Raw genomic sequence first — 15,709 nt, 5'->3', positions numbered from 1 at the left:
AAAGTTCCGATCGCCGAACGGGAACCAGCCCGCTCTGCCGCCTGCGGAAGCTGCTTTGACGTCCATCGACAACACCCAGACGACTTCGTGGAACGCCCTCCAAACCCCGTTCGGTTGGTCGTGTACTGGGTCGGTCTCGCGCTCGTCCGCGCGGGGCTGATCGACCGGGAGCGAGCGCGCCGAACGACCGACCTCGCGTGGCCGCGGATCGTCACCGGCCTCGCGCGGATGTCGAAAAACGCCATCGACGTCGCGATGGTCGGCGTCGCTATCGGCACGAGTGCGATCACGGGCGTCGGATTCGCGGCCTCCTTTTGGGGCATCGCGTTCGCGCTCGGTGGCGGCGTCGCCAGCGGCACCATCGCGCTCGTCTCGCAGGCATACGGTGCCGACGAGAGCGGTGGACAGGCCGTCCGATCGAGTGTCGTGATCGTGCTCGCGCTCACGATCCCCGTCGCCGCGCTCTTCTGGTCGCTGCCAACCGAGCTCGTCGGCCTGCTCAGCAACGATCCGGCCGTCGTGGCCCTCGGTGCGGACTACCTCCAGGTCGTCGGGTTGGGGATCCCTTTCGCCGGGTTGAACCTCATCGGGAGTCGGACGCTCGTCGGCACCGACGACGCGTGGACGCCGATGGTCATCCGGGCCGGCGGAGCGGTCGTGAACATCGCACTCAACGCCGTGTTGATCTTTGGCGTCGGGCTCGGCGTCGTCGGTGCGGCGATCGGGACCGTGCTCGCGAACGTCGTCGTCACCACGACGTTCGCGCTCGGTTTCACGCACGGCCGCGTCCCACTGGTCGGGTCGTTCGAGGTGACGCTCGATCCACTCGGGACGTACGTCGATCGCGACACCATGCGTCAACTGGTCGAGATCGGCACGCCCATGATCGGCAAGAACTTGGCGTGGCGGCTGGGCGAGTTCCCGCTGCTCGCGATCGTCGACATCTTCGGGACGGCGGTCGCGGCGGCGTTCGTGATCGCGCTGCGGGTGCGGGACCTGATGAACACGCCGGGCTGGGGGTTCAGCCTCGCGTCGTCGAGCCTGGTGGGTCAGGAACTCGGGATCGGCGACGAGGCGAGCGCCGAAGCATACGGCCGCGACGTCATGCGGTTCGCGGTCGTGGTGTATTTCGTCTCGGCAGGACTCGTGTTCGTGTTCGCCGAGCCGATCGCGCTCGCCTTTGTCGGCGATCCGACCGCGCCCGCGCTGCCGATCACGGTGACGCTGATCTACGCCACCTGTGTCGGGATCGTGTTCCGCGGGCTCTCACGGACGGCCAGTGGCCCGCTCCGCGCGAGCGGCGACACTCGCTGGCCGTTCTACGGGCAGGTGCTGGGGTACGCGATCGCCATCCCGGTCGCCTACCTCGGCGCAGTCACGCCGCTCGGTCTCGCCGGGCTGGGGCTTGCGATCGTCATCGAGATGGTGGCTCCCGCGATCGTCAACTACTATCGGTTTTCGACCGGCAAGTGGAAAGCGATCAGTCGGTCGTACCGGCCGGCTGCGAGCTCCGGCGACTGATAGGGACGGTTGGCAGTCCCGATGACGACGCCGGGAAGCCGAGCGGCCGATCCCGAGAGGTGCGTCGTTACAGATCCTTGCCACCGTTGACGTCGATCACTTCACCGGTGATGAACGACGATTTCTCGTCCGCGAGGAAGCCGACGACCTCGGCGACCTCTTCGACGGTGCCGAGCCGTCCGAGCGGCGTGTCGTCCTCGATGCCTGCTTTCAGCTTCTCCGGGACGCCGTCGAGCATTTGGGTCGCGATGAATCCCGGGGCGACACAGTTCGACGTCGATCCCTCGTCCGCAAGCTCCAACGCCAGCGTCCGGGTGAACCCGAAGATCCCGCTTTTCGCCGTCGCGTAGTTGGCCTGTCCCATGTTGCCACCTTTGCCCACGATGCTCGAGATGTTGATCAGTCGCCCCTCCGCTGCCGCCGCGATGTCGTCGTAAAACGCCTGTGTGCAGTGAAACGCCCCGTCGAGGTGGATGTCGAGCACCGTGTCCCACTCTTCGTGGCTCATCTCGGTAAACAGCACGTCCTGGTTGATGCCCGCGTTGTTGACCACGACGTCCGCACGGCCGAACGCGTCGTGGGTCGTCTCCCGCATCGCCTCCACTTGCTCTTGGTCGGTAACGTCCGCTTGGATCGCGAGTGCACGCCCGCCGGCCGATTCGATCCGGTCGACGACCTCGTTGGCTTCCGTTTCCGACCGACGGTAGTTGACGACGACGTTCGCCCCCTGCGTTCCGAAGCACTCGGCGATTCCCCGTCCGATCCCGCGCGACGAGCCAGTCACCACACACGTTCGATCCTCCATGTGATACGAGTAGTAATGCATCCGATATGAAGATTGGGCCCAGTCACTCACGGCGGACACGGAGACCGCACCGATTCCGTGAGCGGTGTTCCGTCACCAATGGAGAAGAACTATCACGCTCTTTCGATAGGAGGCTGGTGTGCCAGTTCCAGAGCCACCGATTTTGGCCCTCGCCCCGCCACTGGTCGCCATCGTTCTCGCTATGGCGACGCGACAGGTACTCATCTCCCTCTATGCGGGCATCTGGTCGGGAGCGCTGATCGCCACATCGGGCAATCCACTCGCCGCGACGGCGCTGTCACTCGACTGGATCGTCGAAACCGTGCGTGACCCGTTCAACGCGACGTTTCTCGTGTTGATTCTCCTGATGGGAGCGGGTGCAGCGTTCATCTACAAGTCCGGTAGCATCCTCGCCCTCGAACAGTGGGTCGGCGATCGGGTCGAAACGGCCCGCGATGCGCAGGTACTCACCTGGCTGATCGGCATCTTCATCTTTTTCGACTCGTACACGAGCACGATCATCACGGGGAATGCGACGAAGGAGCTCGCCAACTCGCGGTACTCCTCGCGGGAGATGCACGCCTACGTGCTCGACTCGACGACCTCTCCCGTGACGACGTTCGGGCCGATCTCGAACTGGATCGGGTTCCAGGTCTCGGTCATCGCACAGGTCATCACTGCCGGTACCCTGACTGTTGCCGCCATCGGCGCGTCTCCCTACGAGCTGTTCTTACAGAGCATTCCGTGGAACATCTACTGTCTCATGGCCTTCCTCATGGTGGGACTCATCGCCATCACCCAACGCTTCTACGGCCCGATGCTCGATGCAGAGTGGCGCGCGCGGAGCGAGCGAAAAACGATGCGGGAGGGTGCGTCCCCGCTGTCGGACGTCAGCTCCGATGTCGGCGAGCCGAGCGAAACGAACCCGACGCTGGTGAACTTCTTCGCGCCGATCGTCGCCCTCGTCGTCGCCGGACTCGTTTCGATGTGGTGGCTCGGTGGTGGTGCGTCCCCGAGCGTTGGCATCGCCGAAGCCTTCCAGGAGACGGACATCGCCCGAGCGTTGCTGTTCTCGGCGTTCGCGTTCGCCGTCGTCGGGTTTCTTGGTACTGTGGCGACCGGCGCACTCGATCTCGATACGGCGAGCGACACGATCGTCGACGGGTTCAAGACCATGATGATCGCGGTGGCGATCATCGTTCTCGCGTGGACGATCGGTCTCGCGGCCGGACAGGTTGGTACCGCTCAGTACATCATCAACGTGGTGACCGGGAGTGGCCTGCCTGGCGAGACGCTCCCGATCCTGATCTTCGCCATCTCGGCGTTCATCGCGTTCACGACCGGCACCTCGTGGGGGACGATGTCGATCGTCACGCCGCTTGCGCTGCCGCTCGGCTACGAGACGGTCGGGGCAGAAATTCTCCCCGTTCTGTTGGGCGCGTTACTCGGCGGGGCGATCATGGGCGATCACTGCTCACCGATCAGCGATACCACGGTCATGTCGTCGATCTTCTCGGGATCGGATCACATCGATCACGTGAACACCCAGATCCCCTTCGCGCTCACTGCTGGTGGCGTCGCGGTCGTGATGTACACGCTGTACGCGCTGGGAATCACGTCACCAGCCGTGATCCTGCCCACCGCACTCGTCGTCACCGCTGGAGCCGTGTTCGTTCTCAACACGATCGACGCTCGCCGAAAGAACCTCCCGGCAGTGATGCCGACCGTCGCCGAAATCGAACGGGGCGAAACCGACTTCGGCCCGGATTCCGAACGCTCCTCGACCGGACTGTTGGAGCGGGCGTCGGCGAACTTCGAACTCGTGAACACGGTCTCGGTCGTCGCCGTCGTGGTGACGGTCGTCTACCTCGGATCCGTACTGGCGTTGGCCACGTTCAGCGGCTGAATCGGACTCTCATCGTCGATCACTTCGAGCCGTTTTCAGCACGGACCGCTCCGGCTGACGGAAGCTGGGTCGATTCGTCGCCATCGGATTTCCGAACCATTCGCACGCCACTCCATTAGTCTACACGAGAGCGTGGACGGCACGTTTTCGACGGTGGCGGTGACCGTCGCTTCGCTGGCGACCTGCAGGATTAAGCCCGGCGACGTTCACACTATCCTATGGACGTCTTCAGTACGGACACGCCGCTCATCGGCATGGTCCACTTGCCGCCGCTCCCCGGATCGCCCGGGTTCGAGGGCGACCGAGACGCGATCCGCGAGCGATTGTGTCGGGACGCCTCGGCGCTCGAAGCGGGTGGCGTCGACGGCATCATGCTCGAAAACTTCGGCGATGCGCCGTTCTATCCCGACCGCGTGCCCCGCCACGTCGTCGCCGACATCGCATCGCTCGCTGCCACGCTTCGCGACCACGTCTCGATCCCGTTCGGCGTGAACGTCCTCAGGAACGACGTCCACAGCGCGCTCGCCGTTGCGGCCGCCACAGGAGGCACGTTCGTTCGCGTGAACGTCCACACCGGCGCGCGCCTCACCGATCAGGGCGTCGTCGAGGGCATGGCCCACGAGACGCTGCGACTCCGCGAGCGACTCGACGCCGACGTCGCGATCCTCGCCGATCTCGACGTGAAACACTCCGCACCGCTCGCCGAGCGCTCTCTCACGGAAGAACTCGCCGATCTCGTCGAACGTGGCGGTGCCGACGCCGTCGTCGTGAGCGGGGCTGGAACCGGTGCGACCGTCGACGAAGCGTTTCTCGATCGCGTGGTCGAGTGCCGCGACGCCCGCGGACTCGATGCACCCGTCTTCCTCGGCAGCGGCGTCACCCCCGAGACGGCCCCCGATCTGCTCTCGGTTGCCGATGGAGCGATCGTCGGGACGGCGCTCAAACACGACGGCGAGACGACCAACCCGGTGGACGAAGCCGCGGTCGAGCGTGTCGTCGAGGCCGTTCCTTAGTCGTCCTTTTCGTCTAAGAACGACCGGACCACGGCGTCGGTCGGAAGATGACCGCGCGCACCCTCGGCAGCACAGTTGAGCGCGGCCGCACCGGCGGCGAACCGTCCCGCTTCCTTCGCCGACAGCCCGTTCAGCAACCACGCGTGGATCAGCCCCGCAGTGAAGACGTCACCGGCCCCCGTCGTGTCCGTGACAGCCACCTCGATAGCCGGAACGTCGACCGTCGTCCCTTCGTTGAGCAGCACCGCGCCCGCGTCACCGCGAGTCACGGCGGCCCGACCGACGCCCCGTCGTTCGAGCGCTGTGATGGCTTCGTCGCACCCGCCGAAAGACGATCGTGCGGCGACCGCACCGACCACGAAGAGATCGGCGACGTCGAGGAGGCGATCGATGGTCGCGGGCGACGTCCCGCGTCCTTCGAGCTCCGAGAGCGGGCCAGCGAGATCGAACACGAGCGTCGAGAGTTCACCGCGTTCACGAGCCGTCACGAGTCTGGACACGACCGCATCGGGCGCGTAGGCGCTCGTGAACACCACGCTTGCGTCGTTAACGTAGCTCATATCGGCGTTGTCGAGCCGGAGGTTGGGGACACTCTGGCCACCGGCGACGACCATCCGTTCGCCATCCGGTCCCCGCAGGATCAGCGTGTACGACGACGTTTCGGGGCCGGAGCGCACCCGAGTACAGTCGAGGCCCCGCTCTCGAAGATCCGTCTCGATGCGCTCGGCAGCGTCCGTCTCGAGCCGCGTGACGATCCCGGTCTCGCGCCCGAGTTCGGCGAGTCCGGACGCGACGTTCGCGGCGACACCACCGACGGCGGTGGTGTGATCCCGAACGAACGCTCCGCCGTCGGGCTGGGGGAGGTTCGACAGCGTGTAGATCCGGTCGACGACCGCACTGCCGACCGTGACGACTGCCGGCGACGACATCGAGCCCACTCACGCGACTGGACCACTTGAACGTGCGGGAACGAAACGTTCGCAGTTCTGAAAACCGAGTCGTATTCGATGTGTCGCTGTGCTCCCGAAAGGATAAAGACGTGGTTGCTTGGATACGGTAACTGAGCCGGCGATGAACCAAGATGGACGGCTGACGTCATCGAACGGCGATCGTCGCATCCTTCCGGTGATCGTCCTCGGGGTTCTCGTCGCCATCGTTCCACTGTTCGCCATCCATCCTCCCAGCGAAAGCCGACGGATCGCGGTCGCGGTCCGCGTTTTTCAAGCGATTTCAGTGGCCGTCGGTCTCGGGGTGATCTCTACGGGTGTCTACTCCTACCGGACACGGAACCTCCAGCCGGCTGTGACAGCAGCCACCACCGTACTCGGGCTGGTCGTCGTCATCGTGACCGGCAGTCTGATAGAACTGACCGGCGGACCGTTGATCCCGATCTGGGGATGGGTTCTGGCAGCGCTGCTCGCCATCGGTATCGCCCTTGCGGTGACGAACCGGATCGTCACAGCGGATACAGCTTCCTCCAACTGAACGAGAGCGTCGTCCATTCAGGACCGCTACCTGTAGCCGGTCGCTCTCGATCGGTCATCCACCGGCCGTTCGGAGGAAACTATCGCCTCCGGGACGATGGCTCGGGAGAACGCGGTTTTCGAGACCCGTCTCGTTCGGCCTCGTTCTCCGAGGATGAGCTCCGCACTACCGATCGGACGAGCAGCCAGTCCACCGTCACTCGACGACGCCGACCGCGCGGACCGGCGCGCCATCGCCACCGAGTGCCAGGGGATACGCACGGAGTTCGAAGCGTTCGTCGACCGCCCCGAGGTTGCGGAGGTTTTCGACGATGAGTTCGTCGGCACCGAGGAGCGCCCGATGTGCCCGAAACCCGTCCGGTTCGCTCTCGACGGCGTTTTCGGTGGGCGTTGGGTCGGGATTCAGTGTGTCCACACCGACTGCATAGCCTCGTTCGGCACACGCCGTGGCGGCGTCGGGCGTCAGGTAGGGATGATCGAGATACCGCTCGGTGTTCCAGTGGGCACTCCAGCCGGTCCAGAAGACGACGATCTCCGCAGCACAGTCGGGAACGTATTCGATCGAAACGGGATCACGATCGTCCAGAGACGTGCAATCCACCCGAACGGCCTCGAACGTGAACTCGTCGAGCGAATAGCTGTCGAGGGCTCGCCCGTCCGGCACGATATGCAGCGGTGCGTCGACGTGGGTCCCCGTATGGCTCCCCAGTTCCACGCTGTCGACGTGGCAGTCGTCGGAAGGATGCGTCGCGTGCGGGTCGACGGCGACCGACGGATCGCCCGGATAGGTCGTCATGCCGGTCTCGATTCGGTGGCTGAGATCGATCTGCATGCTCCCTGCTTGGTCTGGATCGTCAAGTACTGTGTCGACACTGGGAGGAACCGAGATGGCGTGGGTTTGTGTGAGTTTCTCTCGAGCGCACCTGTGTCCCTTCGGCCGATACGTCGCACCGCCTTCGGGTTTATCGGGATCATGTGCGCCGACAGGGGAGGGTTCCGTGGCGCAGGCAGGACGATGAGCGATGAACGGGAGTATTCACTCCGTCATCGATCGATACCGTACGCCGAGCGCAAAATCGTGTTCCCCTCCTCGTGATCCGTCGTGCTATCTTCCCCGAGGCGGTAGCCACCGAGAACTACCCGGGACCGCTCACGCGCCGCGGGGCTTCGTGCCGGGTTGGCTGACGTCCTCCGTCCCACGAGCGTGGTTGCGTCCGCCCATGGCGAGCACGAGCATCGAGAGGCCGGTGCTGAGGAGGTTGATACCGAACAGGAGGCCGACCACCCAGAGGGCAGTGCTTGGCCATCCGATCCAGATCGCAGCGCCGACGACGATGCTGAGCACCCCGCTGGCGAGCAGCCACGCCCAGCCGTCCTCACCCCGAAGCCGGAGACCCATGATCGTCTCGATGATCCCGTCGGCGAAGAAAAACGCCGCGAGGATGAGCGTCAGCGTCGCCAGCGTGAACAGTGGGTTCACCAGCAGGGCGATCCCTGCCACCCCGTAGAGCCCTGCGAGCAGGACTTGCCAAAGCCTTCCTTTCCAGTCCTGTGCGGTGAACGCGTGAGCGACGTGCACGAAGCCGCCGGCCACGAGCAACACACCCAGCAGGACCGAGAACGACACGCCGGTCACGAACGGGAACACGATCGCTAACACGCCGAACAGCGCGGTCAGGACGCCGACGATCGCGAGCGAGCGCCAGCTCGTCGCCAGTGACTGTCCGTTGTCGGTAACTGTGGTTTCTTCACTCATGATATTTCACTACCGACTACAGTATAGAACCTACAACAGCATAAACTAGTCACCCATGACAAATAGATCTCGTAGTTCCTCCACGTAGCCAGCGGAACGATTCGATCGAGGCCGGTCTCGACGCGAAGTCGCCACCGGATCGGCTTGCGGCGAGAAGACGGACTCGGCCTCCATACTTACCGTGGTGGCGGATAATACCAGTCCGACAATGGTTTCTCCGTCGGTCAACGATCACGTCCGCTCGACCGACTTCGACTCTCCTGACGGCATCTACCGTGTGGTCGGGACCGTCGGCGAGAGCGTGACGCTCCTCAGAGTCGGGACTCCCGATGGTCGACGGGTCCACACTGGCGAAATAATCACGGTCAGTGACGACGCCTTCGACGAGTTCGAACCTGTCGAGAACCCGGATGGGAACCGTCCGTTCGGGGCCGCCATCGCCGCCATGCTGGAGACGAGCTACTGGTCGGTCCGCGTTTTCGCTCGGCAACTGGTCGTCCATCCGCTGCCGACCGTTCTCGCCATCGTAGCCATCGTTGCCGGTGCTCTGGGTGAGGGGGCTGTGTCGCTTCCGGATGTCGTGTTCGCGGGGCTGCTACTCGCCGGGAGCCTCGGGCTTGCCGTCGTCGGAAGTGGTCGCCTCTAGTATCGGCACTCCTCCACCGGATTGTTCATCGTCACACGCGCTCGTCGAGCCCTCCGTCCGACCGAAACGCCATCCGTGAATGCCACCGTTCCCGATCGCCGCGATCGGCGTCAGACGACCGTCTGACTGAACGTTTTCTTGTACCGCCGATTGAGGTGGATTATGGCCAGTTCTGCCGTCGGCTCGGCGAACACGAGAGCGTTCGTGGAGGCACTCTCTTACGAACACTCGTCGCTCGATAAGACACGCACCCGCGACGACGCCGTGATCGCGGCGTACAAGTACCTCATCACCCACCGGACCGCCTCGCGGCTGAGTCTCGTGGCGAACGTCTACCCGCGGCGCGACGCGGGGCTCGATGCGGAAGACTGGTATGACAAACTCGTCGCGCCGCTGTTGAACGAACTGCCTGGTGTTTCACCGCCCGGGCCGGGCACGGCGACGTGGCGGTACGCGCCGGAGTGAACACTCGCTGGCGAACGGAACATCGATCGGGATATGGTTCAACCGCTACAGTCGAGATTTCCCGAAGCTATCAGGTCCGTGTTGTTGGTTATTTGGTATGACATCGCTCCACCACCAACTGTATAGGTCGTTTTGCTATCGGGTGGGAGCGTAAACGGACTCCCACTCCGAGTGCTAATACTGACTTCTACTGGATGGCTATACGTATTCTCGACAATGAGAGAGGCGTTCCCGGAGGCGGCACAACCAGTCTTGACGACGGAGCTGTTGTCGGTCGAGACGGTTTCCTCGCCCTCCTCGACGGTGACATCGTAGCTTGCGGTGTCGTAGGTCGATGTCACTTCGCCCGCCGTGATGTTGACCGTCCGATTGGCGCTCGCTGTCGGTGTGTAGCTGAACGTCGCCTCCCCGTCGTCGTCGGTCGTCGTCGAATCGGGAACGACGTTGGTCCCGTTGTTGGCCTCGACTTCGACACCGGGAACCGGGTTGCCGTACTTGTCGCGGACGAGTACGCTGAACGAGACCGATTCGTTGACCGTGGCGTTGAGTGTAGCTGTCGGCGTGTCTGGAGCGATCGTGTCTTCGGTCGGGACGACCTCGTGAGCAGGCGCGTTGCCGTCACTGCCCAAACTGACCTTCGTGATCCGGAACCGGAACTGCTCGCCCGATGTGAGTGTGACGTCGATGGTGTTCGGTTTGTCGCTCCTGCTGTTGTAGCCCTCGAGGGTGGCGTATGATTTGCCGTTAAAGGTGCTTTGTGCCTCCGACTGAGTGAGCGTCGTCGGGAACGTGAGCACCGTATCTCCGTGAGTGGTAGCCGTCAAATACCCAGCTGAGCTACTCACTTCACTTGTCGTTACACTGGTGCTCTGACCGCTCCGGCTGATGTCGCCATCGACCAGTACCAAATCGATCTGCTTGTCGGGAATCGGATCGCCGGCCTGACCGCCGTCCGAAAGCGCCTCACTACCGCCGTACTGTCTGAACAACTGCCCGTTCCTGATCGTGAACCGGGGATCGTTCTGCTGATTGTTGTAGTTTACCGTGTAGACGACTGGCTTCGATTCGAACGCTGGCTCCCCACTCCCATCGTCCGCCTCGTCCCAGTATCCGCTCCCATCGACGCTGACCTCCCTGAGACCGATCGTGTTCTTCTGACCCAACCGCAGCGATCCCGCGGGTGGCCCCGGATTGATCGCAAGCGCGCGACTCGGATACTGCATCCCAGTTGCGATGGTTCGTGAGCGCGATGCCCCGGTAGCGCTGACTGCCGTCATCGCGTCGTTCAACTGGCTCATCTGCTTCTCGACTGTTTGACTGTGCTTGAACTCGGCTTCCTCGTTCTGAGCCGGCACCACGTCGGCCTGGTAGATCGTGAACACCAGCATGATCAGCGCGAAGATCAACACGAACCCCACGACCGGGGAGACCGCACGTTCATCCTCGCTCAGCCGTTGTAATCGCTGTGTGAGTGGTTCGAACATGGTGTTAGATCACTGCGAACACGATCAGCGAAACCGTCGGAAGCACCACCGCGAACTTCGTCCCCGTGAGCAGATCGCCGCTCCGGATGTAGCCCGCGATGAACCCCGACATGATCCCCTGGATCGTCACCGCGTGGAAGAACAGCATTCCCATCAGGTCGACGTCGACGTTGCTCCCGAAACTCGTCGGGCCGCCTGCACCGCTCGCCGCACCCCCGCTCGCGCCGCTCGCACTCGTCTCCTGGGCGGTGCTCGCCATCGTGCCGAGGAAGTTGACCTTTAGCATCGCCATCACCCCGAGCAGCGTGAGGAAGGTCATCACGATGATCGCGACCTGCATCCGGGCACGTGACCGGCGCTCGCGTTCGAGGTCGTCCTGATTTTCGCTTGCCCGCGCCGCCGTGGTGAGCACCTCCGTGATCCGGCTGGAGGCCTCCTGAGCGTGGCCGATCACGTTCACCGTCCGAGCGAGCCGCGGGATGTGGTAGGTGTTGTTGAACTCGACCAGCGCCGTGGTCAGGCTCGTCCCATAGTTGACCTTCGCGTGCATCGTCCGGAACTCGTCGGCGAGCCGGCCCGAAGAGGTGTCGGCGACCAGACGCAGCGACTCCAGCAGGGTGAGGCCTGTACTGTTCGCACTCGACAGTTTCCGGAGACTTTCGGAGAGTTTGCCGGTGATCCGTCGGCGCGACCTGACGTTCCACTCGTAGAACACCGCGAGCGGCAGGAGATTCAGATAGAGCGGCACGTAGATCCACAGCACCGTGCTCCCGATCGGGTTCGCGACGAACCCATCGATCGAGAGTGGCGCGGCACCCGAGACGAGCGCGAACCCGAGCAGCACGATCGTGGCCGGGATCGTGAGCGCGAGCACCGCGAGCGGGTGATCTCGGAAGAACAGGTGGGGCCGTTCGAGCAGCTTCGCCGTTTGATACGTCCCCTCACGGTCCCGGATTCGATCGAACACGGCGTGCGTGCCGGCGTAGTGCTCAACCGCACCGAGATCCGTGATCCGGCCGAGCCCCGTCTTCCCGACCCACTCGCCCTCGACGTCGTCCGGTCGGAGGTAGCCGTCGCCGACCTCGTCCTGCTGGACCGTCGAGACCAGGATCATGAACCCGATCGCGATCAGCGGGATCAGCGCGTAGACGGTGACGTAGAGCAGCGTGGTCTGGGAACCGCCAATCATGCTCATCACGACGAGGATGATGATGAGCAGGAGCGGAAACACCGAGAGCGTGATGTACATCTCGCCGAACAGTTCGAGGGTTTCGAGCACCAGCGACTGTTCCTGTTTCGCGGTCCGGAGGTGTTTGTCCTTCTTGTCTTGCAGAAAGTCGGTCATGTCACCACCGGAGTCGATGATCGAGAGCATATCGGTCAGAAACTGACTCAGCTCCCCGCTCGGCGTCCGTGTGGTCTGTTTTCTGATCGCCGTTCGGTAATCCGTCTCGAAGTACTCGGTTTCGAGGTAGATGCTCTCGAACTCCCGCGCGACCTCGCCGTAGGTGTCGTCGGCCTCGGCCATCGCCTCGAAGATTTCGAGCTGGTTCAGCCCGCCGATCGAGAGCGCGTACATAAAGGAGACCGAGTCCGCGAGCAGCATGTTGATCTCCCGTTTCCGCGAGCTCGCCCGGAAGTAGGGGATCGCGATCAGCGTACCGAACCCGAACGTGAAGCCGACGAGCCCGAAGACGAGGCCCGAGACCGCGACGAACAGCGGGATCTTGATCGCCTCGAAGAGTTCGAGCGCCGTCCCGTGGAGCACCCGGAGATCGGTCAGCTTCGGCGTTTCGGTGACGTAGAGCTCGACGGCAGCGTAGCCGGCCAGCGTAACCACGAGCCACAGCAGCGCACCCGCGATGACGCCGACCCCGAGCGCCCGCGAGAGATACATCTCGACGGTGTCACCCATCCGCGCCTCCGCGAGCTTGCGCTCCATGTCGTCGACGAAATCGCCGTCCTCGTCGAACAGCCACCGATAGAGCGGGTAGAACCGATCGCCGAGCGTGCTCGATCCACCCCCGTAGCCCGCGCTTCCTACTTCGTGGCTCACTTCCCGCCCTCCGCGCCGTCGTCGGTTTCGTCTGTATCACGCCCGCCGCCGGACTCGTCGTCCTCGTCCGGCGTGGTTCGCAGGCCTCCGGCCTGCTCACCGCCGCCAGACCGGATGCCTGGCGAGGATCGCGCGCCTTCGGCGCGCTCACTTCCATCGGGCGGAGCCCGATGACGTTCGCGCTCGCTGCGCTCGCGCTCACCACCGCCAGACTCACTTCGCTCGACTGACGAGGCTCGCCTCGCTTCGCTCGGCTTACTTCCGGAAGACTCGCTTCGCTCGTCTTCCGACGTTCGCAGGCCTTTGCTCGGCTCACCGCCGCCAGACCGGAGGTCTGGCGAGGATCGCGCGCCTTCGGCGCACTCACCCCCATCGGCGAGCGCGGTGGTGAGATGCGGCGTCGCTCCCTGTCGGTACTCGTCGAACAGTCGATCGTCGGCCTCCTCCAAGATCGCGCCCGTCAGCTCCTCCAACTCTTCGTCGGGATCGGGCCGCGGTACCATTGCCTCCGCCGCCGGATCGGTGTCGATCAGCACGCTCTCCATCCCGCGGAGATCGTCGAGGCTCCTCTCCAGCCGGTCGTTCGCGATCAGTCCGAGAATCGTGTCGGGGTCGTTGATGAACGCCTGGAGCGTCGCGGCGGCCTCGGTGTAGGTGTTGAGCCCGTTATCGATCAGATAGGCGAGCACGACCTTCCGCTGGAACAGCTCCGATGAAAGCCGATCCTGATCCCAGCCGCGATCAAACTTGATCTCCTCTAGGGTGGTCGAACTCCCCATTCGGAGGAATTCATCGGTTTCGGCCTGCCACTGGAACACGTCCTGGACGTTGATCTCGTCGTTCTCGGCGTCGTAGTAGTTGATCTCGGTCAGCACCTTGTTCCGACGAACCTTCTGCCCCCGCACGCGAGTCGCAGTTTGAATACTCACGAGGTCGAGCGCCGTGAACAACGTCTTCGAGACGTTGATCGGATCGGTCGTAAAGCGCTTGATGACCTCGCCGACGTTGTCGGCGTGGAAGGTGGTGAGCGTGGTGTGACCCGTGCTCATCACCTGGAACAGCGTCCGACCCTCCTCGCCCCGGACCTCGCCCATCAGGATGTAGTCAGGGCGCTGGCGCAGACCCGCTTCGAGGAGTTTGAACTCGTCGACGTCGCCAGCGTCATCCGCACTGAACGACGGTCTCGTTACCGAGGCGACCCAGTTGCGCTGGGGGATCTCGAGCTCTCGGGTGTCCTCGATCGAGACGATCTTCGCCTTGCTCGGGATGAAGAGCGAGACCGCGTTCAGGCTCGTGGTCTTGCCCGAGGCGGTGCCGCCCGCAAACAGCATCGACTTGTTATTCTCGATGCAGAGCCAGATGTACGCCATCTCCTCCAGACTGAAGGTTCCCCAGTTGATGAGGTCGATCGGGGTGAAAGGAACGTCCTTGAACTGCCGAATCGTGTAGTTCGTCCCGTGATCGGAGACCTCGTAGCCGAGGGTGAGCTGGGCGCGCGACCCATCCGGCAGGGTGGCGTCGACCTGGGGCTGGCGCTTCGAGATGCCCTTGCCCGAGCGCTGGGCGAGCTTGACGACGAAATCGTCGAGTTCGTCCTCACCGTGGTACACGTTGGAGATCAGCTGTTCGCGATCGGAATGGTAGACGAACACCGGGCTGTTGTAGCCGTCACACGAGATGTCTTCGACGTTGACGTCGTGTTTGATCCCGTCGATCCGGCCGTAGCCGATGAAATCGCGCTTGAGTCGGTAGAGGAGCTTTTCGACCTGGTACTCCGAGAGGTCTTTCGCATCCTCGTCGAGCACCGCGGCCTCGGGTCTGGCGGCGATCCCGACGAGGTTCCCGTCCTGCGCTTCGTCGTCGCCGTCGTCCGCCCCCACTCCGAGGGCGCGTTTCAGCCGAGCGATCACGCCCGACTCGCCGGCCCCCGTGATCGGGCCGTCGTAGAGACCATAGCGATCGAGCAGTCGGGCGGTCTCGGTCTCGATGACTTGTCCGCGGTCGGCGTCGCTGCCCTCGACCATGACCTCGTCGCTCGAATACTTGATCGCGGTCTTCAACTTCCGGGTCAGGAACTCCTCTAAATCCCCCTCGATTTCCGTGACGTGGGGCTCGACGAGGTAGTATTTCTCCTCGTTTTCCTTCGCGGAGTGGAAGATCACCACGAACGCGTAGGGTTTGTTGACCCAGTAGCGCGTCACCTCTCGGAAGTGTGTGCGCTTCTCTACGGGGACCGCCTTCGCGAGGTCGTAGCGGTTGGCGACCGTCGTCCGTCCGTCGGCGGTCGAGAAGAATCCGTCTTCGTCGACCGACGGATCGGTGTCGACCGTGCGCCGATCGACTACCCTGGCGAGCGTGCTCGCGGTTTCGGCCCCAGCCGCGATTCGTTCGACGACCGTTCCGGTGCCGTCCGGAGATCCGGATTCGGTACCGTTGCTCTCCCGACCGCCAGCGGCGCGTTCGTCGGTGTGACGCTGCGAACCGAACACGTCCATCACCGGTGGTGGTCCGGTTATCGTACAAAAACCCTCACCTGCCGCCCGATCGGCTCCGCGTCGGCCCGTTGTCCCGTC

Annotated in this window: 13 protein-coding genes; 6 read left to right on the top strand and 7 right to left on the bottom strand. The window is 63.7% G+C overall.

Features of this window, described 5'->3' with window-relative positions:
* The first annotated feature begins 87 nt into the window (after positions 1-87).
* Positions 88-1,521, top strand: a complete 1,434-nt coding sequence (locus C450_RS01960) for an MATE family efflux transporter (RefSeq protein ID WP_049909785.1) — start codon at positions 88-90, stop codon at positions 1,519-1,521.
* A 67-nt stretch (positions 1,522-1,588) separates the two neighbouring features.
* On the opposite strand, the gene C450_RS01955 is transcribed toward C450_RS01960, so the two are convergent.
* Positions 1,589-2,326, bottom strand: coding sequence for a beta-ketoacyl-ACP reductase (locus C450_RS01955; protein WP_005039355.1), 738 nt, complete (start codon positions 2,324-2,326; stop codon positions 1,589-1,591).
* A gap of 202 nt (positions 2,327-2,528) precedes the next feature.
* Between C450_RS01955 and C450_RS01950 the strand changes: the two genes are divergently transcribed.
* Positions 2,529-4,232: a Na+/H+ antiporter NhaC family protein gene (locus C450_RS01950; protein ID WP_005039354.1), complete on the top strand. Its 1,704-nt coding sequence runs from the start codon at positions 2,529-2,531 to the stop codon at positions 4,230-4,232.
* Positions 4,233-4,450: 218 nt separating this feature from the next.
* On the top strand, positions 4,451-5,245 hold the full coding sequence (locus C450_RS01945) for a BtpA/SgcQ family protein (RefSeq protein ID WP_005039352.1): 795 nt from the start codon (positions 4,451-4,453) through the stop codon (positions 5,243-5,245).
* On the opposite strand, the gene C450_RS01940 is transcribed toward C450_RS01945, so the two are convergent.
* A complete protein-coding gene (locus C450_RS01940; RefSeq protein ID WP_005039350.1) occupies positions 5,242-6,174 on the bottom strand; it encodes a carbohydrate kinase family protein in 933 nt (310 codons plus the stop codon). The two genes, C450_RS01945 and C450_RS01940, sit on opposite strands and share 4 nt — an antisense overlap.
* Before the next feature lie 142 nt (positions 6,175-6,316).
* Here C450_RS01940 and C450_RS01935 point away from each other — a divergent pair, with 142 nt between their 5' ends.
* A complete protein-coding gene (locus C450_RS01935) occupies positions 6,317-6,730 on the top strand; it encodes a hypothetical protein (protein ID WP_005039349.1) in 414 nt (137 codons plus the stop codon).
* Between the two features lie 195 nt (positions 6,731-6,925).
* Here the strand turns inward: C450_RS01935 and C450_RS01930 are convergent, their stop codons facing one another.
* Both C450_RS01930 and C450_RS01925 read right to left on the bottom strand, forming a co-directional pair.
* The gene (locus tag C450_RS01930) at positions 6,926-7,561 is read right to left on the bottom strand and encodes a cyclase family protein (RefSeq protein ID WP_005039347.1); all 636 of its coding nucleotides are present in this window, start codon (positions 7,559-7,561) and stop codon (positions 6,926-6,928) included.
* Between the two features lie 318 nt (positions 7,562-7,879).
* Positions 7,880-8,485 carry an HdeD family acid-resistance protein gene (locus tag C450_RS01925; RefSeq protein ID WP_005039345.1) on the bottom strand — a complete coding sequence of 202 codons (606 nt, stop codon included), beginning with the start codon at positions 8,483-8,485 and terminating at the stop codon, positions 7,880-7,882.
* Positions 8,486-8,693: 208 nt separating this feature from the next.
* On the opposite strand from C450_RS01925, the gene C450_RS01920 reads away from it, so the two are divergent.
* Positions 8,694-9,131, top strand: coding sequence for a hypothetical protein (locus C450_RS01920; protein WP_005039342.1), 438 nt, complete (start codon positions 8,694-8,696; stop codon positions 9,129-9,131).
* 162 nt (positions 9,132-9,293) lie between these two features.
* Positions 9,294-9,596 carry a hypothetical protein gene (locus tag C450_RS01915; RefSeq protein WP_005039339.1) on the top strand — a complete coding sequence of 101 codons (303 nt, stop codon included), beginning with the start codon at positions 9,294-9,296 and terminating at the stop codon, positions 9,594-9,596.
* A 38-nt stretch (positions 9,597-9,634) separates the two neighbouring features.
* Here C450_RS01915 and C450_RS01910 read toward each other — a convergent pair whose 3' ends face one another.
* From C450_RS01910 to C450_RS01900, 3 genes are read right to left on the bottom strand one after another with little or no spacing between them, the layout of a single operon-like run.
* Complete coding sequence (locus tag C450_RS01910) at positions 9,635-11,080, bottom strand: Ig-like domain-containing protein (RefSeq protein ID WP_005039337.1); 1,446 nt, start codon at positions 11,078-11,080, stop codon at positions 9,635-9,637.
* Between the two features lie 4 nt (positions 11,081-11,084).
* Positions 11,085-13,136: a type II secretion system F family protein gene (locus C450_RS01905; RefSeq protein WP_005039335.1), complete on the bottom strand. Its 2,052-nt coding sequence runs from the start codon at positions 13,134-13,136 to the stop codon at positions 11,085-11,087.
* The gene (locus tag C450_RS01900) at positions 13,133-15,631 is read right to left on the bottom strand and encodes an ATPase, T2SS/T4P/T4SS family (RefSeq protein WP_005039333.1); all 2,499 of its coding nucleotides are present in this window, start codon (positions 15,629-15,631) and stop codon (positions 13,133-13,135) included. Before C450_RS01900 ends, C450_RS01905 begins: the two co-directional genes overlap by 4 nt.
* Between the last annotated feature and the right edge of the window lie 78 nt (positions 15,632-15,709).

The organism is Halococcus salifodinae DSM 8989 (genome assembly GCF_000336935.1).
GTDB classification, from domain to species: domain Archaea; phylum Halobacteriota; class Halobacteria; order Halobacteriales; family Halococcaceae; genus Halococcus; species Halococcus salifodinae.
Note: the sequence above shows the minus strand (reverse complement) of the source record. Positions and strands in the feature narration are given on the sequence as shown.

Coding starts and splice junctions, on each gene's coding strand:
- C450_RS01945 (WP_005039352.1), top strand. CDS start 4,451: ATGGACGTCTTCAGTACGGACACGCCGCTCATCGGCATGGTCCACTTG.
- C450_RS01950 (WP_005039354.1), top strand. CDS start 2,529: ATGGCGACGCGACAGGTACTCATCTCCCTCTATGCGGGCATCTGGTCG.
- C450_RS01935 (WP_005039349.1), top strand. CDS start 6,317: ATGAACCAAGATGGACGGCTGACGTCATCGAACGGCGATCGTCGCATC.
- C450_RS01925 (WP_005039345.1), bottom strand. CDS start 8,485: ATGAGTGAAGAAACCACAGTTACCGACAACGGACAGTCACTGGCGACG.
- C450_RS01900 (WP_005039333.1), bottom strand. CDS start 15,631: ATGGACGTGTTCGGTTCGCAGCGTCACACCGACGAACGCGCCGCTGGC.
- C450_RS01955 (WP_005039355.1), bottom strand. CDS start 2,326: ATGGAGGATCGAACGTGTGTGGTGACTGGCTCGTCGCGCGGGATCGGA.
- C450_RS01915 (WP_005039339.1), top strand. CDS start 9,294: ATGGCCAGTTCTGCCGTCGGCTCGGCGAACACGAGAGCGTTCGTGGAG.
- C450_RS01930 (WP_005039347.1), bottom strand. CDS start 7,561: ATGCAGATCGATCTCAGCCACCGAATCGAGACCGGCATGACGACCTAT.
- C450_RS01920 (WP_005039342.1), top strand. CDS start 8,694: ATGGTTTCTCCGTCGGTCAACGATCACGTCCGCTCGACCGACTTCGAC.
- C450_RS01910 (WP_005039337.1), bottom strand. CDS start 11,080: ATGTTCGAACCACTCACACAGCGATTACAACGGCTGAGCGAGGATGAA.
- C450_RS01940 (WP_005039350.1), bottom strand. CDS start 6,174: ATGTCGTCGCCGGCAGTCGTCACGGTCGGCAGTGCGGTCGTCGACCGG.